Source organism: Gordonia polyisoprenivorans NBRC 16320 = JCM 10675 (assembly GCF_000241325.1).
Classification (GTDB): domain Bacteria; phylum Actinomycetota; class Actinomycetes; order Mycobacteriales; family Mycobacteriaceae; genus Gordonia; species Gordonia polyisoprenivorans.
Genome location: NZ_BAEI01000071.1, coordinates 1 through 18,833 on the forward strand (window position 1 = coordinate 1; position 18,833 = coordinate 18,833).

Below are 18,833 nucleotides of genomic sequence, written 5' to 3' on the forward strand. Positions count from 1 at the left end.
CGTCGGGCTGGGCGCTGTCGGCATCAGGCTGGGCGCTGTCGGAGGTGTCGGGAGCGCTGTCGGCATCAGGCTCGACGCTGTCGGCGTCGGGCTCGCCGTCGGCATCCGCGGGAGCGCTATCGGCGTCAGCCGGAGCGCTGTCAGCGTCAGGCTGAGCGCTGTCGGAGTCGGGCTGGGCGCTGTCGGCATCAGGCTGGGCGCCGTCGGCGGTGTCGGGAGCGCTGTCGGTGTCAGGCTCGGCGCTGTCGGCGTCGGCTGCGGGGGACGTCCACGGGGATGGGGCTGGGGTGGCCGGTGCGACGGCGTCCTCGTCGAGTTCCGGGTCGACGGCGGCTTCCTCGTCGTGTTCGGCGATGCCCTTGTCGATGACCTCGGTCGCGGTGGTGTCGTCGCCTGCATCGGTCATCTCGCCGTCGGAGTCGAACGGCTCGTCCTCGTCGGGCTCCGACCCGGGCTCGTCGTCGAGTTCGTCGTCCGGGTATCGGTCGTCGACGTAGCCGACGACACCGAGGGCTTCGAGTTCCTCGGCACGGTCGGGGTAGTACATCTCCAGACCGCGCTCGCGGCCCTTGGTGGCGACGACGAAGTAGATCGCCGCGCACACGAACAGCAGGGCGGAGGTGAAGACGTTGATGCGGATGCCGGCGATGAAGGTGTACGCGGTGTCCGAGCGCAGGAGTTCGACGACGAATCGGCCTGCACAGTACCCGGCCACGTACAGTGCGAACAGTCGGCCGTGACCGATGCGGAATCGCCGGTCGAGAACCACGAGCACGAGAACCACGAGCACGTTCCACACCAACTCGTACAAGAAGGTGGGGTGGACGATCTCGTACACCTGACCGGTCGAGGTCCCGTTGATCAGGTTGGGTCCGGTCTGGATGCCGTTGGTGCGCTCGTAGATCTCCAACCCCCACGGCACCGTTGTCGGTCGGCCGTAGAGCTCTTGGTTGAAGTAGTTGCCCAGCCGCCCGATCGCCTGGGCGAGCAGGATCGCGGGCGCGATGGCATCGCCGAACGCGGGCAACCGGATACCGTGACGGCGCGCACCGATCCACGCGCCGAGGGCACCGAGGATCACCGCACCCCAGATTCCGAGACCGCCGTCCCAGATCTTGAAGACGTCGATCGGGGACTTGCCGCCGCCGCCGAAGTAGATCGACCAGTCGGTGAGGACGTGATAGATACGGCCACCGATCAGACCGAAGGGCACTGCCCAGATGGCAATGTCGAGGACTTCACCGGGCTGGCCGCCGCGTGCGATCCAGCGGCGATCCCCCCACCAGACCGCGACGATGATGCCGACGATGATGCACAGCGCATACGCCCGCAGCGGGACCGGCCCGAGATGCCAGACCCCCTGCGGCGGACTGGGGATATAGGCGAGCAACGTCGTCGTCGGCGCGATCACGGTCACACCCTAACCGACCGTCGAAGGCACACGATTGCACCACCCGGTCGGTTCGTCCGATCGGACCTCACGTGCGCGGGTCACCTCGGCGGGTTCGGATGGGCGACGCCGTCGGCGAGTTCGCGAACCAGATCACGCAGCTGACCCTGACCGGCCTGCGCCGCGGTCACCAGGGCCGAACCCACGATGACACCGTCGGCATAGGAGGCGATCTCGGCGGCCTGCTCACCGCTGCGGACGCCGAGACCGACGCCGATCGGGATGTCGGAGTACTCGCGGATCCGGGCACAGAGCTCGGGGGCGGCGTTCGACACCGCTGTGCGAGCACCGGTCACTCCCATCGTGGAGGCCGCGTAGACGAAACCGCGACACGCATCGATGGTGTACGCCAGACGTTCCGGGGTCGACGACGGTGCGACCAGATAGATGCGGTCCAACCCGTGGGCATCGGAGGCCTCGTGCCACGCATGTCCCTCCTCCGGGATGAGGTTGGGGGTGATCAGTCCGGCTCCCCCGGCCTCGGCGAGATCGGCGGAGAACCGCTCGACACCGTAGGCGAGGATGGGATTCCAGTAACTCATCACGACGGCCTGCCCACCGGCCTCGGTGATCGCGCGGACCGCGGTGAACACGTCGCGCACCCGCACCCCGTTGGTCAGTGCGAGATCGGCGGCTTCCTGGATCGTCGGCCCGTCCATCACCGGATCCGAGTAGGGCACCCCGACCTCGATGATGTCGCACCCGGCCTCGACCATGGTGGTGAACGACTCCACCGACCCGGCCACCGTCGGATAGCCCACGGGCAGATAGCCGATCAGCGCGGCACGGCCCTGCTCGCGGCAGCGGGTGAAGACCGGCGAGAGCTTGGAGGCTCCGGCGTGTCGGACGGTCGGCGCAGTCATCGGCTCTCCCCCGGATCTGATTGGGCCGCTTCGGATTCGGACTGTGTCTCGGTTTCCGAGGGAGGCGGATCGAACAGATGGAACCATTCCGCGGCGGTGTCGACGTCCTTGTCGCCGCGACCGGACAGGCTGACGACGATGATCGGTGCGCCGTCGGTACCGGCCTGCGCCCCGCGCGGTGAGGTGCGGGCGAGTTCGTGGCCGAGTTTCAACGCACCGGCCACCGCATGCGCCGACTCGATCGCCGGGATGATCCCTTCCCGCCGGCTCAGCAGCGCCAGTGCGTTCATCGCCTCGGTATCGGTGATCGGCCGGTACTCGGCCCGGCCGATGTCCTTGAGGTAGGCGTGCTCGGGACCGACCCCGGGATAGTCCAAACCCGCCGAGATGGAATGGGATTCGATGGTCTGTCCGTCCTCGTCCTGCAGGAGGTAGGAGAAGGCACCCTGGAAGGCGCCCGGTGTACCACCGGTGAACGTCGCCGCGTGCCGGCCGGTCTCGACACCGTCACCGGCGGCCTCGTATCCGACGAGCCGTACGTCGGCGTCGTCGATGAACGGGTGGAACACACCGATCGCGTTCGAGCCGCCGCCGACGCAGGCCACCACCGCGTCGGGCAACCGCCCGGCGTGCGAGAGGATCTGTGCCCGGGCCTCGAGGCCGACGATGCGCTGCAGATCGCGCACCAGCATCGGGAACGGATGCGGCCCCGCGGCGGTACCGAAGCAGTAGTAGGTGTTGTGCGCGTTGGTGACCCAGTCACGGAGCGCCTCGTTGATGGCGTCCTTGAGGGTCGCCGAGCCGGTCTCCACCGCAATCACCGTCGCACCGAGCAGACGCATCCGCGCCACGTTCAGCGCCTGGCGTTCGGTGTCGACGCGACCCATGTAGACGATGCACTCCATCCCGAACAGGGCACAGCCGGTGGCGGTGGCGACCCCGTGCTGACCGGCACCGGTCTCGGCGATGATGCGCGACTTGCCCATCCGGCGGGCCAGCAACAACTGACCGAGCACGTTGTTGATCTTGTGGGAACCGGTGTGGTTCAGGTCTTCTCGCTTGAGGAAGACCCGCGCGCCGCCGGCATCGTCGGACAACCGCGTCGCCTCGTACAGCGGCGAGGGCCGACCGACGTAGTCACGCTGCAGCCGGTCGAGTTCGGCGAGGTAGTCGTCGTCGGTGCGCATCTTCTCGTAGGCGGTGGTCACCTCGTCGATGACCGCCATCAACGCCTCGGGAACGTGCCGCCCACCGTAGACACCGAAATGTCCGCCGGCGTCGGGCTCGAGGGAGGTGCGGGTGGCCACTCCCTGACTGGCCGTGGGCAGGACGGTCGGGGCGGCGTCGGTGCCGCTGCTCTGATCGGTCGTCACAGGACACCTCACTGCATCACATACGCGTCCACGGCTCGGCCGGAGCCGAGGACCGTTGTCAGCGAACGGGTTTCGGACAGGACGGGTGGGTGCCGGCGGTCACCAGCTCCGCCACCGCGGTTCGGGGGTCGCCACTGGTGACCAGCCCCTCGCCCACCAGGACCGCATCGGCGCCGGCGCCGGCGAAGGCCAGCAGGTCGGCGGTGCCGCGCACACCCGACTCGGCGACACGAATCACCTTGGTGGGCAGGCCCGGAGCGATCCGGGAGAAATTGTCGCGATCGACCTCGAGGGTCTTGAGATTGCGGTTGTTGACGCCGACCACCGAGGCGCCCGCCTCCAGCGCGCGGTTGGCCTCTTCCTCGGTGTGCACCTCGACGAGAGCCGTCATGCCCAGGCTCTCGGTGCGATCGAGCAACGAAGCCAACACATTCTGTTCCAGGGCCGCGACGATCAGCAAGATCATGTCGGCACCATGTGCGCGCGCCTCATGGATCTGGTACGGCCCGACAATGAAATCCTTGCGCAGCACCGGGATGTTCACGGCCGCGCGGACGGCATCGAGATCGGCGAGCGACCCGCGGAAGCGCCGCTCCTCGGTGAGCACACTGATGATCCGGGCGCCACCGTCCTCATAGGCACGCGCGAGTTCGGCGGGGTCGGCGATGGTGGCGAGCTCACCCTTCGACGGGCTGGCACGCTTGCACTCGGCGATCACCCCGATGCCGGGCTGTTGGAACGCAGCCATCACGTCCTTGGGGTCGGGCGCCTGGACCGAGGCCGCCTTGACGGCCGCGTAATCGACGACCGCTTCGCGCGCGGCGACGTCGGCCTTGACTCCCTCGATGATCGAATCGAGGACGTTCGGCGTGCTCACGACAGCTGGTTCCCTTTCGACGCTCCTTGCCCTCACCAGGGTAGACCGGGGTTCCCGGCGACCCGTGCGCGGGTCCGTCGAGACCCACGTCACGCCGAGCATCGCAGGGATCAGCGCTGTTCGGTCGGGTCGATCCCGGTGTCGAGGGCGTCCCACATCATGCGTTCGTTCACGTGTGGCGGTTCCGTGCGCGCCGCGTCCTCGCCGTCGGCCGCCGCGTTCGTCCCGTCCCGACCGGTGAGCCCGCCGGCCGGCTCCGTCCCTGCATCGCCGGCCGCCTTGCGGCGCTCGTGCTCGGCGAAGATCTCGCGCTCGAGTTCGTCGCGGCGTGCGGCAGGTGTCCGATACTTGCTCGACATCCCCGCACCCGAGGCCGAGCGCAGCAACAGAACACCGGCCGCGACGCAACACACCGTCCCCGCGAAGACGATCACCGACACCCAGCCGTGGGTGGTCGTCAGCCGCACGACGTACCGATCGGACAGATCGATCGCCCGTGCCGCGTACAGCGAATCGGAGCTGCTGGTCAGCAGCGACAGCGCCGGGAACGCGGCGAGCAGTCCACCCGCGGCGACAAGGACCGCCACGATCCGCAATCCCCACCCGCGCAGCGAGAACGCCGCGAGGATCGCCGCGAGCAACACCAACGCCAGCGGCGTCAGCCACGGACTCCAGTCGGCACCCTTGACCTGCATATATCGATCCGGCGACATGCCGTCACCGGCAAAGACGGTCGCCCACGTCACGCGTGAGGCCGACCAGAACGCCAGTGCACCCAACGCCATCAGGATCGCGGCGATCACCTTGATCCGACGGGACCTGCGCGCGGTCTCCGCGGCGTCGGGGGTCGTCGGATCGGGGGTCTGCTCACTCATCTGTCGACCCACCTTCGGTGGCGCCGCCAGAGACCCGACGCATCGTCGAGGCGGCGGCAACCGCATTGAGAACCGCGGTCGCCTTGTTCCGCGCCTCGTTGTACTCGTAGTCGGGATCGCTGTCGGCCACCACCCCGCCGCCGGCCTGCACATAGGCGGTGCCGTCCTTGATCAACGCGGTGCGAATGGCGATCGCGGTGTCGGCGTTGCCGGCGAAGTCGAGGTAGCCGACGATGCCGCCGTACAGGCCGCGTCGTGTCCGCTCGTGGGTGTCGATGAGCTCCATCGCCCGCACCTTGGGCGCACCGGTGAGCGTCCCCGCCGGGAAGCACGCCGTCACCGCGTCCAGGGCGTGCTTGTCCTCACGCAACTCCCCCGACACCGTCGACACCAGGTGCATGACGTGGCTGTACCGCTCGATGTGTCGGTAATCGCTCACCTTCACGGTGCCGGGACGACACACCCGACCGAGATCATTACGTCCGAGATCGACGAGCATCAGATGTTCGGCGTTCTCCTTCTCGTCGGCGATCAGGTCCTTCCCGAGCAGTTGATCCTCCTCCTCGGTCGCCCCACGCCACCGGGTACCGGCGATCGGATGGGTCGTCGCCCAGCCGTCCTGCACGGTCACCAGCGCCTCGGGGCTCGACCCGACGATCGTGAACGGATCGGACTCGATTCCCGGAATCCGCAGCAGGTACATGTACGGACTCGGATTGGACGCGCGCAGCACCCGGTACACGTCGAGCGGGTCGGCGGCGGTGTCCATCTCGAACCGCATCGACGGCACCACCTGGAAGGCCTCGCCCGCCTCGATCTCGCCGACGAGGTCGCGCACGATCTCGTGGTACTCCTCACGGCTGCGCTGCACCCGAAAGTCGGGGGCGGGCCGGTCGAAATGCGACACCGTCGACGGCGCCGGCGCGGCGAGGGCCTGGGTCATCCGGTCCAGCCGGGCCACAGCATCGGCGTAGGCCTGCTCGGCACGCTCGTCCGAACCGTCCCAGTTGACGGCGTTGGCGATCAGGGTGATCGTGCCCTCATGATGATCGACCGCGGCCAGATCGGTCGCGAGCAACATCATCAGATCCGGCAGGTGCAGGTCGTCGGTGGTCGTCTCGGGGAGCCGTTCGAGCCGACGCACCATGTCATATGCCATGAATCCGACGAAGCCGCCGGTCAGCGGCGGCATGTCCGGCAACGGATCGGTGGCCAGCAGCCGTAGCGACTCGGCCAGCACCGTCAGCGGGTCACCGTCGACCGGCGCGCCGGACGGCACCGCCCCCCACCAACTGGCCTTGCCGTCGACAACGGTCAGCGCCGACGGCGCACCCGCGCCGATGAACGACCACCGCGACCAGCTCCGCCCGTTCTCGGCGGACTCGAGCAAGAAGGTGCCCGCGCGGTCGCCCGCGAGCTTGCGGTACGCCGACAGCGGTGTCTCCGAATCGGCAAGGACCTTGCGGGTCACCGGCACGACACGATGGTCGGCAGCCAGATCCAGGAACTCGGCCAGACTCGTCGTGGCCGAACCCGCCGCATGGTCGTGGGTGGAGGTGCTCATCGCGGGCGTACTCATCCCAGGGGCTCGCCGCCCACGCCCCACTGGGTGCGCGGGATCTCGTTGATGGTGACCCACACCGAATCCGGGCTCTTGCCGGTGGCCCGCGCGTATGCCTCGGTCACCGCCGCGATGGTCTCGCGCTTCACCCGGTCAGAGAGCCCGGGGGTCTGCGAGATCTGGATCAATGGCATGACTCGTCGCCACCTTTCGTCAAATGAGTGTCCGCCCCGATTCTCCCAGGCACTACCCCGCGCCGGTCGCGTCGGGTTGGGCCAACGGCAACGACGGGGTGTCGAAGCAACTGTGATTGCCGGTGTGACAGGCCGCGCCCACCTGATCGACGATCAACAACACCGTGTCGCCATCGCAGTCGAGCCGGACGTCGTGCACGTACTGGGTGTGACCGCTGGTCTCACCCTTCACCCAATACTCCTGACGGGACCGCGAGAAGTAGGTCGCGCGCCGCGTGGCCAGGGTCCGTTCGAGTGCGGTGTCGTCCATCCACGCCACCATCAGCACGGTGCCGGTCTCGCGCTCCTGGGCGACCGCGCTGAACAAGCCGTCGGCATTGTGGGTGAGCCGACTCGCCAACTCTGGATCGAGAGCCATTGCCTCACACCTCCATCGGGGTGTCGCGCGCGTTCCGCACGGGAGTGTCGCGTGCGTTCCGCACGGGAGTGTCGCGTGCGTTCCGCACGGGAGTGTCGCGTGCGTTCCGCACGGTGATCCCGGCGGCCGCCATCGACGCTTTGACCTCACCGATGGTGAGCTGGCCGAAGTGGAACACCGAGGCCGCGAGCACCGCATCGGCGCCCGCCGCGACCGCCGGCGCGAAATGCTCGACCGCCCCCGCGCCACCGCTGGCAATGACCGGCACCTCGACGGCCGCACGGACCGCGGTCAGCATGCGCAGATCGAAGCCCTGCTTGGTGCCGTCGGCGTCCATCGAGTTCAACAGGATCTCCCCGACGCCGAGTTCTTGTCCGCGCCTTGCCCATTCGACAGCGTCGATGCCAGTACCCCGGCGGCCGCCGTGCGTGGTGACCTCCCAGCCCGACGGGGTCGGCTGCTCGCCGTCGGGCACGGTACGCGCATCGACAGACAGCACGATGCACTGCGAACCGAAACGCCTGCTCATCTCCTCGAGCACCTCGGGCCGGGCGATCGCCGCGGTGTTGACGCTGACCTTGTCGGCGCCGGCCCGCAGCATCGTGTCGACATCGGCGACGGTGCGGATGCCGCCACCGACGGTCAGCGGGATGAAGATCTGCTCGGCGGTGCGCCCGACGACCTCGATCATGGTGGCGCGCCCCGAACTCGACGCGGTGACGTCGAGGAACGTCAGCTCGTCGGCACCCTCCGCGTCGTAGCGGGCCGCGAGCTCCACCGGATCACCGGCATCACGCAGATTCGCGAAATTGACGCCCTTGACGACGCGTCCGTTGTCGACGTCGAGGCACGGGATCACACGCACGGCCAAAGTCATCGGTCGGTCTCCTCGGGTCGGGCGGCATCGGCGGACCACTCGTCACCGATCACCTCGTACACAACGTCCATCAGCGCCGAATGAATCCCCGGTGACCCGGCGACCAACGACGGCGAGTCGACGGTCCACCGTTGTCCGGACAGATCGGTGGCCACTCCACCGGCAGCACGAACCAGGGCTGCGCCGGCGGCGTTGTCCCACGGGTGACGACCGAAGGCGATCGAGCCGCCGAAGGTCCCCGACGCCGCATAGGCCATGTCGACTCCGGTGCTACCGGTCATCCGCAGCCGGGCCACCCGCCCGGACAGCGCCCGGATCAGGTCGGCGCGGCGCGCACCGGGATACCGGCCGCCGTGCCCGACGTTGAACGGCCCGAAGCCGATCGCGCACTGCGCCAACGACGTTGCGCCGGAAGGGGTCACCGGCTCGCCGTTGCAGAGCAGTGGCGAGTCGAGGTGCCCGGCGAAACGTTGCCGTGACAACGGCAACCACGTCAGACCCAACACGCTCTCGCCGTCGACGAGCAGCGCGAGCAGGATGCCCGTCAAAGGCACACCGGCCGAATAGTTGTAGGTACCGTCGACCGGATCGAGGACCCACACCACGCCCTCGTCGACGGGCGGACCGCCGAATTCCTCACCGTGCACCCCGATACCGGTCAGCTCGGTCAGCTCGCCGACGATCCGGCGTTCGAGATCGAGATCGACCTGGGTGGCGAAGTCGGTGGCACCCTTGCGGACCGCGCTCGGCGCTCCCAGACCGGCGATGAACTCGTCGCTGACCCCGTCGAGGACTCCCCCGGCCACCTCGAGCAGTCGGGACAGATCCAGGTCGGCGCCCGCGGTCACCGTCGGCCGACCGCCGTCAACGCCTCGGGCAGGGTGAAACGCCCGGCGTAGAGCGCCTTTCCGACGATTGCACCCTCCACGCCCTGCTCCACCAGACCGGCGATCGCGACGAGGTCGTCGAGCGCCGACACCCCACCGGAGGCGACGATCGGCGCGTCGGTGGCCGCGGCGACCTCGGCGAGCAGGTCGAGATTCGGCCCCCCCAGCGTGCCGTCCTTGGAAACGTCGGTGACGACGTAGCGGGCGCATCCATCGCCGTTGAGCCGTTCGAGCACCTCCCACAGGTCGCCGCCGTCGGTCACCCAGCCGCGCCCGCGCAACCGGTACGACGAGCCTTCCCGGATGACGTCGAGCCCGACGGCGATCCGGTCGCCGAATCGCTCGATCGCTGTGGCGCACCACTGCGGATTCTCCAGCGCGGCGGTGCCCAGATTCACCCGCGTACAACCGGTGGCCAGTGCGGCCTCGAGCGACTCGTCGTCGCGGATGCCGCCGGACAATTCGACCTTCACGTCGAGTTCGCCGACGACCTCGGCGAGCAGGTCACGATTGTTGCCGCGTCCGAAGGCCGCGTCGAGGTCGACGAGGTGAATCCACTCCGCGCCGTCCTTCTGCCAGGCGAGCGCGGCCTCCCGCGGTGAACCGTAGGAGGTTTCCGTACCGGCGGCGCCCTGGACCAGGCGCACCGCCTGACCATCGGCGACGTCGACGGCCGGAAGCAGTTCGAGGGTTGTTCCCATGGGGTTGCGCGGGTCCTTTCAGGAGGTCGGGGGGTTGCTGCGGTGCTGGGCGCGCAGCGCGCGTTCGGCTTTGCCGATCAAGCGTTTGGAGGTGATGCCGATCGCCGTGATCATCAGCACGATGCTGACCAGCGACGCGACCAGCCCGGCGATCGCATTCCATTTGGCCAACGCCAGCACCACCGGGATGCAGATCACCAGCACGATGACACCCGCGCCGAGGACGAACAGGACGAATCGACCGTAGGAGAAGCGGTACTCCGGATCACCGCCGGCACCCGAGTCGGTCATGAGAGGGCCCCGATCCAGTTGGCGAGCAGGTGCGCCCCGGCGTCACCGGATTTCTCCGGATGGAACTGGGTGGCGCTCAGTGGACCGTTCTCGACGGCGGCGAGGAATTTCCCACCGTAGTCGGCCCAGGTCAACCGGGGTGCGCGGAGCGCAGTGCCGTCGTTGTCCATCTCCCAGGACTGCGCGGCATAGGAGTGCACGAAGTAGAAGCGGGTGTCGGCGTCGAGCCCGGCGAACAGCACCGAATCGTCGGGGGCATCGACGGTGTTCCATCCCATGTGCGGCAGCACCGGCGCGGGCAGCCGGGTGATCGAACCGGGCCATTCACCACACCCGTCGGCTTCCTCCCCGAACTCGACACCGTGATCGAACAGGATCTGCATGCCCACGCAGATCCCGAGGACCGGACGGCCGCCGGCGAGGCGACGCCCGATGATCCGGTCACCCTTCACCGCACGCAGTCCCTCCATACAAGCCGCGAAGGCCCCGACGCCCGGCACGACCAGACCGGTCGCGTTCAGGGCGGTGTCGAAATCGGCCGAGACGGTGACCGCAGCGCCGGCCCGCTCCAGTGCCCGCTGCGCCGACCGCAGATTCCCCGACCCGTAATCGAGGACGACGACGTCGGGCCCGCTCATAGAGCACCCTTGGTCGAGGGCACCCCGGTCACCCGCGGATCGGCCTCGGTGGCCTCGCGCAACGCCCGGGCGACGGCTTTGAACTCCGCCTCGGTGATGTGGTGCTGATCGCGTCCGTAGAGCACCCGAACATGCAGTGCGATACGGGCATTCAGCGCGATCGACTCGAAGATGTGCCGATTGATGATCGTCGAGTACGGGACGCCCGGGTACCCGCCGATGACCGCGGTCAGCAGATGCTCCGGCTCGCCGGTGTGGACGCAGTACGGCCGGCCCGACACGTCGACGACGGCGTGTGCGAGGGTCTCGTCCATCGGGATGTAGCAGTCACCGAAGCGACGGATACCCTTCTTGTCCCCGAGCGCCTGACCGAGCGCCTGACCGAGGACGATCGCGGTGTCCTCGATGGTGTGGTGGCCCTCGACCTCGACATCACCGGTCGCCTTGACCGTCAGATCGAAGCTGCCGTGCGCACCGAACGCGGTGAGCATGTGATCGAAGAACGCGATGCCGGTGGAGATGTCGGTGCGACCGGTGCCGTCGAGGTCGATCTCGACGGCGATCGACGACTCCTTGGTGGTGCGCTCGACCCTGCCGATGCGGGCCCCGGTTGTGCTCGAATCCTGTGTGGTGCTCACTCAGCCATTCTCCAGATCGGTTGCGGCCAGGCGTCGACTGACCTCGAGGAAGACGTCGTTCTCGGTACGCAGACCGACCGTCACCCGCAGGTATGCGGGAATCCCGACGTCACGGATGAGGACCCCGTCATCGAGGTAGCGCTGCCACGACGCCGGGGCGTCGGCGAACCGTCCGAACAGAATGAAGTTGGCGTCGGAGTCGATCACCTCGAAACCTGACGCGGCGAGCTCGGCGACGACGCGCTTGCGTTCGGCGATGATCGTGGCGACCCCCGCCAGGGTCTCCTCGCCGTGGCGCAGCGCCGCTCGCGCGGACGCCTGGGTCAGCACCGACAGGTGATAGGGCAACCGCACGAGTTGCAGGGCTTCGACGATCGCCGGCGACGCGGCCAGATACCCGAGCCGTCCGCCGGCGAAGGCGAACGCCTTGCTCATCGTGCGGCTCACGACGACCTTCGCCGGGAACTCGTCGATCAATTCGGCCGCACTGGGTTGCTCGGAGAACTCACCGTACGCCTCGTCGACGATGACGATGCCCGGCGCGGCATCGACGATGGCGCGCAACCCGGCATTCGGGATCGACGCACCCGTCGGGTTGTTGGGCGAGGTGAGGAACACGACGTCGGGGCGGCGCGCGGCGACCTCACCGATGGCGTAATCGACGTCGAGCGAGAAATCGGCGTTGCGTTTGGCCTCCAGCCACGTGGTGGTGGTGCCGTCGGAGATGATCGGATGCATCGAATAACTGGGCACGAACCCCAACGCGGTCCGCCCCGGCCCCCGAAGGCCTGCAGCAGCTGCTGCAGGATCTCGTTGGAACCATTTGCCGCCCAAAGGTTCTCGACCGACAACCGCACGCCGGTGGCGCGGGTGAGATACTCCGCCAACTCGGTACGCAGCTCGACCGCATCCCGGTCGGGGTATCGATGCAACTCCGCCGCCGCAGCACGGACCGACTCGGTGACGTCGGCGATCAACGCCGCCGACGGCGGATGCGGGTTCTCATTGGTGTTGAGCACCACCGGAACCGTCAACTGCGGTGCACCGTAGGCACTCTTCCCACGAAGGTTGTCCCGCAACGGCAACTCGTCGACCGAGATCGACGCGCCGGGAACACTCGGCCCGCTCGCTACGCCCTCCGCCGTCACCGCGCACCCTCCATGAAGCGCCGGGTGATCGCATCCCCGTGTGCCGGAAGGTCTTCGGCTTGCGCCAGGGTGACGACCTTGTCGGCGACATCACGCAGTGCGGCCTCGTCGTAGTCGATGACGTGGACGCCCTTGAGGAAGGTCTGTACCGACAACCCCGACGCGAATCGCGCCGAACCCGAGGTCGGCAGAACATGATTGGAACCCGCGCAGTAGTCACCGAGGCTGACCGGCGCGTAGTTACCGACGAAGATCGCGCCCGCGTTGTGCACCCGGTCGGCCACCGCGGCCGCGTCGCGCGTCTGGATCTCGAGATGCTCGGCAGCGTAGGCGTCGACCACCGCCAGACCGGCGTCGAGATCGTCGACGAGCACGACACCGGATTGCTTGCCGGCCAAGGCGGTTGCCACTCGTTCGCGGTGTTTGGTCTGCGCCACCTGGCCGTCGAGGGCCGCGTCGACGGCATCGGCGAGTTCGACGCTGTCGGTGACGAGTACCGAGGCGGCCAGGACATCGTGCTCGGCCTGGGAGATCAAGTCTGCGGCAACGAGTTCGGGCACTGCGGTCTCGTCGGCGAGAATCGCGATCTCGGTCGGCCCGGCCTCCGAATCGATCCCGACGACCCCGCGGCACAACCGCTTGGCCGCGGTCACGTAGATGTTGCCCGGCCCGGTGATGAGGTCCACCGGATCGAGGACGGCGCCGGGCGCATCGGCGGTATCGGTGTCGGTTCCGCCGTAGGTCAACAAGGCAATGCCCTGCGCTCCGCCGACCGCCCACACCTCGTCGACCCCGAGCAACGCGCACGCGGCCAGAATCGTCGGATGCGGCCATCCACCGAAGTCCTTCTGCGGCGGCGAGGCCACCACCAGCGACCCCACGCCTGCCTCCTGCGCCGGAACGACGTTCATGATCACCGACGAGGGATACACGGCATTGCCGCCGGGCACATACAATCCGACGCGCCGCACCGGAATCCACTTCTCGCTGACCACACCACCGTCGACGACCTGCGTCCGCGAGGTCTGTCTGCGCTGATCGGCGTGCACAGCCCGCGCGCGGGTGATCGACTCGCGCAACGCGTCGGCGACCGCCGGATCCAACGCCGCGAGTGCGTCACCGATCACCGACGACGGCACCCGCACCGACGCGGGCCGTACACCGTCGAAGCGTTCCCCGTAGTCCAGCGCCGCAGCCGTGCCGCGCTCGGCGACGGCATGAACCACCGGCCCCACCGTGTCGAGAACGGCGTTGACGTCGGTGCCCCCGCGGGGCAACGCACGACGCAGTTCAGCAAGCGTCGGGGTGCTACCGCGCAGGTCGGTTCGGGCGAGCATGGATCTCTCCTGGCATGACTGGAGGAAATGACCCATCCAGGATACGGGCACGAGGCGAGCGGATTTCACCTGCACCTCATGGGAGCGAGCAGCGCAAACCTTGCGGATGCAAGGACTCGGATTCATTACGCACCTCTAACGAAATCGCACCATGGGTAACTCTGACCCCATCCGTCACGGATATGCTCACAGCGACCTCACAGATATGCGTCGGGAGCCACACGAACCGAACGGAGCACGTGGATGACAACTCGACGACCTGGTCTGAGACGACAAGCACCGAACGGCACCGAACCCCATGGCGCCGGACCCACCGCCTCCTCGTGGGCCCGCCGCATCGGGATGATCGCGGCGATGCTGCTGCTGGCCGCGACCGTCGGTGCGCAGGTGCCGGCTCGCGCGCAGGCGGCACACCTCGTCGCCGTCCACGACCTCTCCCCGACCGAGTCGGTGCTCGAGGTGTACTCGTCGGCGATGGGCAAGGTGATCACCAGTCAGGTCCTGCACCCGCCGGGTCGACCTGCGGGACCGGCCGTCTACATGCTGCCGGGACTCGGCGGCGGCGAGGACGGGATCTCCTGGATCAACAACGGTGGCGCCCGTGCCTTCTTCGCAGGCAAGACCGTGACGGCCGTCTTCCCGGTCGGAGGTCGCGCGTCGATGTTCACCGACTGGCAGCGCGACGATCCGATCCTGGGCCGCAACAAGTGGCGAACCTTCCTGACACGGGAACTCCCCCCGATCGTCAACCGCGCCTTCCACACCAACGGGGTCAACGCGATCACCGGGGTGTCGATGTCGGGAGGTCCGGCCCTGGCGATCGCCGAATCGGCTCCGGGCCTGTATCGCGCGGTCGCGTCCTACAGCGGATGTCCCGGTACCACCGACCTGCTCGGTGTCGGCGCGGTAACCGCCGTGGTCACCCGCGGCGGCGGCAACATGCTCAACATGTGGGGACCGCCGGGCGGACCGGACTGGGTGGCCAATGACCCGATCGTCAATGCGGGCAAGCTGCGTGGCACGGCGGTGTTCCTGTCGGCGGCCACCGGTATGCCCGGCCCGATCGACGGTGGCCCGGCCGAGACCCTCGGCGGACTGGCCGGCGGCGGTCAGATCGAGGCGTACACACGAGTGTGCACTGCAGCCATGTCGAATCGGTTGACCGCCTTGGGGATTGCGCACACATTCTCGGCACGCCCACTGGGATCGCACTCCTGGGGCGTGTTCGCCGCGGACCTGCGCGCCTCGTGGCCGGTGATCGGGCGCGCGATCGGGGCGTGAGCGGTCGCCGGTCGGCACCGGTACTCACCCTCGATCCCACGTCGCACGATGGACACACCGTCCGTCGAGGTAGGTCTGGGCAACCCGCGTCTCGGCGATCTGATCGGCGGGATGCTCGAACGGATCCCGGTCGAGCACCACGAGATCGGCGTCGGCGCCGACCCGGATCGTTCCGGCCGAATCCCGACGATTGACGTGCGCCGAACCTGCGGTATACGCCGCGATGGCGGTCATCAGATCGATCCGCTGTTCGGGCAGGAAGACCGCGGCGTCCGACCCCACTCCCGGGAGCACGCGGTTCACCGCGACGTGGATGCCGTGCCACGGATCGGCGCTGCTGACCGGCCAGTCGCTGCCTGCTGCGATCGTCGCACCGGCACGCACCAGGTCGGCGAACGGGTACTGCCGGCGCGTGCGCTCGGGCCCCAGGAACGGGATGGTGAGTTCGTCCATCTGGGGCTCGTGGGCGGCCCACAGCGGTTGGATGTTCGCCGTCGCCCCGAGATCGCGGAACCGTCGGATGTCCGAAGCGGCGACCACCTGAAGGTGCGCCAGATGAGGCCGGGTGTCCCGGAAACCGTGTGCGACGCGGGCAGCTTCGATGGCGTCGAGGGCGTCGCGAACCGCCCTGTCTCCGAGGGCGTGAAAATGTGTCTGGAATCCCGCGGCGTCGAGTTCGACGACGAATCTCGCGAGTGCATCCGGTTCGATGAACGTCGTCCCGCGGTGGGTGCCGGGACATCCACAGGACGTCAGGTACGGATCGAGCATTGCGGCCGTGTGGGATTCGGCGATGCCGTCGACCATCAGCTTGACCGTGTCGGCGCGCAGCCGCCCGCCCGCTGACCGGTGGTGGTCGAGTTCGCGGCGTTCGAGGAGTGCGCGTCGCTCGAGGAGGTCGGCGATCTGCTCGGCACCACGGTCTCGGTCCCACCACTGTGCGAGAACCACACGCGCGGTGAGGAGCCCGTCGTCCGCCGCCTTCACGTACGCGTCGAAGGTGTCCGGCAGGGGGCCGCCGGCCCCGACGAGCGCGTCCTGCCAGGCACCAACCCCCAACGAGTGCAGGTGGGCCTGTGCTGCGAGCAGCGCCTCGGTCATGTCGTCGAGCGACGGCGCCGGCACGAGACGACCGACGAGGTTCATCGCCGACTCCTGCAGCATTCCCGTGGGATGGCCATCACGGTCCCGTTCGATCCGGCCGCCGGCGGGATCGGGTGTGTCCCGATCGATGCCGGCCCGTTCCAGAGCGCGACTGTTCACCCACGCTCCGTGATGATCGCGATTGGGTAGGTAGACCGGACGATCGGTAACGACCCGATCGAGCATCGCCGCGGTGGGTGTGCCACCGGCAAAGGCCTCCAGCGACCATCCGCCCCCGCAGATCCACTCGGTGGCGGGATGTGCGGCGGCATAGGCTGCGACGGCGGCGACGGTCGACGACTCGTCGGCAACCTCGGTGAGGTCACAGCGCAAGGACTCCAACATCGCGCCGACGGGGTGCACGTGCGCGTCCTGAAAAGCCGGAACCAGCAGTCTGCCTTCGAGGTTCACGACCTCGGTTCGTGGTCCGATCCGGTCGGTCACCTCGCTGCCGAGGGCCACGATGCGTCCGTCCGCGACGGCCACACCGCCACATCGGCTGCGGGCTGCATCGGCGGTCAGTACCGGGCCGCGGCAGAACACGAGATCGGCGTGGGCGTCGGTGATGGTCATGGTGGTCTCCGATCGGGATTCGACGAGGTGTCCGGTGGGGTGTCTTCCGGGGTGAGTCGGTCAAGCGGTGGTGCCCGGCTCCACCGCGGTACCCGCCGGATTGAGGTCGAGGGATGCCGCGTCGCTACCGCGGCCGGACACGAAGTAGGGGGACTTGCGGACCCATTTGCCCACGGCGGCCATCACCATCCCGGACAGGAACATCGCTGCCGGTACCGACAACAGGAACCATCCGTTGTCGGGGGTGAATGCGAAGTGATCGGTCCCGTCGATCCAGGTCCACGCCAAATAACCGGCGAGCCCGAACAAGACGACACCACTCAGCAGCGGGGCCACCACCGCGGGGAGGGCGCGCAGCGGATCCGTCCGCAGGGTTCCGCGGAACCGCACAGCGGCCGCCAGCCCGGTGAGCCCGTACCACAGGGCGACCACCAGGCCGACGGAGTTGACGCCGGCCAGGATCAGATCGCTGAGCTTGGGGATGATCAGCGCCGCAAGCGCGATGGCCCCGGACAGCACGGCGACGCAGATGGTCCCTTGGGCCGGCGTGCCGAAGCGTGGATGAATGCGGGTCCACATCGGTCCCAGTGTGCGATCCCGCCCCATGGCCAGCAGGAAGCGCGCGCTCGGGATCAGCGTTGCCTGCACCGATGCGATGACCGAGAATGCCAGTGCGAGAACGGGTAACGACGCCATCGGTGCGGCGGCCAGGACCTCACCGAAATGTTCGAGTCCCGCACTTCCCGAGGCGATCAGGTCGTCCTGCGGGATCACCCGCTGAAACGACACAGCAGCAAGGACGAACAGTCCCAGGGCGAGCAGTACGGTCATGATTCCGGCACGCGAGGCGTCGCGCGGGTGCCGGACCTCTTCGGTGACTGCGAACGCGGCCTCGAAACCCCAGTAGCAGAACACGGCGACGACCAACCCCTGCGCGAGCACCGTCCACGACGGAATCGCGAAGGGATCGAACCAGTTCCACGCAAAGCGCTGATGCCCGACGAACAGACCGTACACGCAGAAGCCGAGCAGTACGGCGTACTCGAAGATCAGCAGATACTTCTGCAGCCGGGCGGCGATGACGGCACCACGAATCGCGGTCAACGTCAACGGGATCAGCAGGACCAGGCCGAGGATGGTGGTCTGCAGTGTGGAGTTCGCGTCGAGGACCAGTCCGGCGATCGTCGTCACGTGCAGACCACCGAGGAGTTGGATCAGGGCGGACCCGGCGATCGCGGTCGTGTAGGAGAGAAAGACCAGGGTGGCGAGCAACTGACACCAGCCGGACAGGAACCCGAGCCAGGGGCTCAACGTGTGCCCGACCCAGACATAACTGTTGCCGCAGCTCGCCTCCACGCGATTGAGGGACGCATAGCCGATGGCGATTCCGATGATGGGCAGGAATGCCAGCACCACCAGGATCGGGAGTTGCAGTCCCACAATGGCCGCCGTGGTGGCCAGTCCGACGCCGATCGTGGTGGTGACCGCGGTACTCGACGCCGCGATCGCCACACCGTCCATGGTGCTGAGGGATCTGCGCAGTGTGGGCGTGGCCATCGGGCGGTCTGAGAATTCGGAAGTCGGCATGAGCACAACAGCTTTCGTGGTGAGCGAAGTCGGGGCGGTGACGTCGTCGAGGTCGATGCCCTGCCGCCACGGCGCGGCAAACGAGCAGGTGTGTGAAAGACAACACCCGCCGACTTTTTAT

Annotated in this window: 18 protein-coding genes and 1 pseudogene; 1 reads left to right on the top strand and 18 read right to left on the bottom strand. The window is 68.0% G+C overall.

Annotation, left to right across the window (positions count from 1 at the left end):
• The 16 genes and pseudogenes from lgt to hisD form a co-directional block, all read right to left on the bottom strand.
• Positions 1-1,417 (bottom strand): prolipoprotein diacylglyceryl transferase (gene lgt, locus GOPIP_RS19170; RefSeq protein ID WP_050955296.1); only part of this gene is annotated, 1,417 nt, incomplete at its 3' end.
• A 74-nt stretch (positions 1,418-1,491) separates the two neighbouring features.
• Positions 1,492-2,313 carry a tryptophan synthase subunit alpha gene (gene trpA / locus GOPIP_RS19175; protein ID WP_006371428.1) on the bottom strand — a complete coding sequence of 274 codons (822 nt, stop codon included), beginning with the start codon at positions 2,311-2,313 and terminating at the stop codon, positions 1,492-1,494.
• The gene (gene trpB / locus GOPIP_RS19180; protein ID WP_006371429.1) at positions 2,310-3,686 is read right to left on the bottom strand and encodes a tryptophan synthase subunit beta; all 1,377 of its coding nucleotides are present in this window, start codon (positions 3,684-3,686) and stop codon (positions 2,310-2,312) included. The genes trpA and trpB overlap by 4 nt, the downstream gene beginning before the upstream one ends.
• A 58-nt stretch (positions 3,687-3,744) precedes the next feature.
• Positions 3,745-4,563 (bottom strand): indole-3-glycerol phosphate synthase TrpC, encoded by an 819-nt coding sequence (trpC, locus tag GOPIP_RS19185; RefSeq protein WP_006371430.1) that lies wholly within the window; start codon positions 4,561-4,563, stop codon positions 3,745-3,747.
• Between the two features lie 110 nt (positions 4,564-4,673).
• A complete protein-coding gene (locus tag GOPIP_RS19190) occupies positions 4,674-5,438 on the bottom strand; it encodes a TIGR02234 family membrane protein (RefSeq protein WP_006371431.1) in 765 nt (254 codons plus the stop codon).
• The gene (locus GOPIP_RS19195; RefSeq protein WP_035728449.1) at positions 5,431-7,017 is read right to left on the bottom strand and encodes an anthranilate synthase component I; all 1,587 of its coding nucleotides are present in this window, start codon (positions 7,015-7,017) and stop codon (positions 5,431-5,433) included. Before GOPIP_RS19195 ends, GOPIP_RS19190 begins: the two co-directional genes overlap by 8 nt.
• Positions 7,014-7,193, bottom strand: coding sequence for a tautomerase family protein (locus tag GOPIP_RS19200; RefSeq protein ID WP_006371433.1), 180 nt, complete (start codon positions 7,191-7,193; stop codon positions 7,014-7,016). The genes GOPIP_RS19195 and GOPIP_RS19200 overlap by 4 nt, the downstream gene beginning before the upstream one ends.
• 52 nt (positions 7,194-7,245) lie before the next feature.
• Positions 7,246-7,611, bottom strand: coding sequence for a phosphoribosyl-AMP cyclohydrolase (gene hisI, locus GOPIP_RS19205; RefSeq protein ID WP_006371434.1), 366 nt, complete (start codon positions 7,609-7,611; stop codon positions 7,246-7,248).
• A 4-nt stretch (positions 7,612-7,615) separates the two neighbouring features.
• Complete coding sequence (gene hisF / locus GOPIP_RS19210; RefSeq protein ID WP_006371435.1) at positions 7,616-8,488, bottom strand: imidazole glycerol phosphate synthase subunit HisF; 873 nt, start codon at positions 8,486-8,488, stop codon at positions 7,616-7,618.
• Positions 8,485-9,336 (bottom strand): inositol monophosphatase family protein, encoded by an 852-nt coding sequence (locus GOPIP_RS19215; protein WP_006371436.1) that lies wholly within the window; start codon positions 9,334-9,336, stop codon positions 8,485-8,487. The genes hisF and GOPIP_RS19215 overlap by 4 nt, the downstream gene beginning before the upstream one ends.
• Complete coding sequence (priA, locus tag GOPIP_RS19220) at positions 9,333-10,076, bottom strand: bifunctional 1-(5-phosphoribosyl)-5-((5-phosphoribosylamino)methylideneamino)imidazole-4-carboxamide isomerase/phosphoribosylanthranilate isomerase PriA (protein WP_006371437.1); 744 nt, start codon at positions 10,074-10,076, stop codon at positions 9,333-9,335. The genes GOPIP_RS19215 and priA overlap by 4 nt, the downstream gene beginning before the upstream one ends.
• Before the next feature lie 18 nt (positions 10,077-10,094).
• On the bottom strand, positions 10,095-10,367 hold the full coding sequence (locus GOPIP_RS19225) for a hypothetical protein (protein ID WP_006371438.1): 273 nt from the start codon (positions 10,365-10,367) through the stop codon (positions 10,095-10,097).
• Positions 10,364-11,005, bottom strand: coding sequence for an imidazole glycerol phosphate synthase subunit HisH (gene hisH, locus GOPIP_RS19230; RefSeq protein ID WP_006371439.1), 642 nt, complete (start codon positions 11,003-11,005; stop codon positions 10,364-10,366). The genes GOPIP_RS19225 and hisH overlap by 4 nt, the downstream gene beginning before the upstream one ends.
• Positions 11,002-11,643 (bottom strand): imidazoleglycerol-phosphate dehydratase HisB, encoded by a 642-nt coding sequence (gene hisB, locus GOPIP_RS19235; protein WP_006371440.1) that lies wholly within the window; start codon positions 11,641-11,643, stop codon positions 11,002-11,004. Before hisB ends, hisH begins: the two co-directional genes overlap by 4 nt.
• Positions 11,644-12,791, bottom strand: a pseudogene (locus tag GOPIP_RS19240) (histidinol-phosphate transaminase).
• Positions 12,788-14,128: a histidinol dehydrogenase gene (gene hisD / locus GOPIP_RS19245; RefSeq protein ID WP_006371442.1), complete on the bottom strand. Its 1,341-nt coding sequence runs from the start codon at positions 14,126-14,128 to the stop codon at positions 12,788-12,790. The pseudogene GOPIP_RS19240 and the gene hisD overlap by 4 nt, the downstream one beginning before the upstream one ends.
• 243 nt (positions 14,129-14,371) lie before the next feature.
• Here hisD and GOPIP_RS19250 point away from each other — a divergent pair, with 243 nt between their 5' ends.
• The gene (locus GOPIP_RS19250; protein ID WP_006371443.1) at positions 14,372-15,409 is read left to right on the top strand and encodes an alpha/beta hydrolase; all 1,038 of its coding nucleotides are present in this window, start codon (positions 14,372-14,374) and stop codon (positions 15,407-15,409) included.
• A gap of 24 nt (positions 15,410-15,433) precedes the next feature.
• On the opposite strand, the gene GOPIP_RS19255 is transcribed toward GOPIP_RS19250, so the two are convergent.
• Together GOPIP_RS19255 and GOPIP_RS19260 are read right to left on the bottom strand one after the other, a co-directional pair.
• Positions 15,434-17,125 (bottom strand): amidohydrolase, encoded by a 1,692-nt coding sequence (locus GOPIP_RS19255; protein WP_006371444.1) that lies wholly within the window; start codon positions 17,123-17,125, stop codon positions 15,434-15,436.
• Positions 17,126-17,185: 60 nt separating this feature from the next.
• Positions 17,186-18,682, bottom strand: a complete 1,497-nt coding sequence (locus GOPIP_RS19260; protein ID WP_238534704.1) for an APC family permease — start codon at positions 18,680-18,682, stop codon at positions 17,186-17,188.
• Positions 18,683-18,833 lie beyond the last annotated feature (151 nt).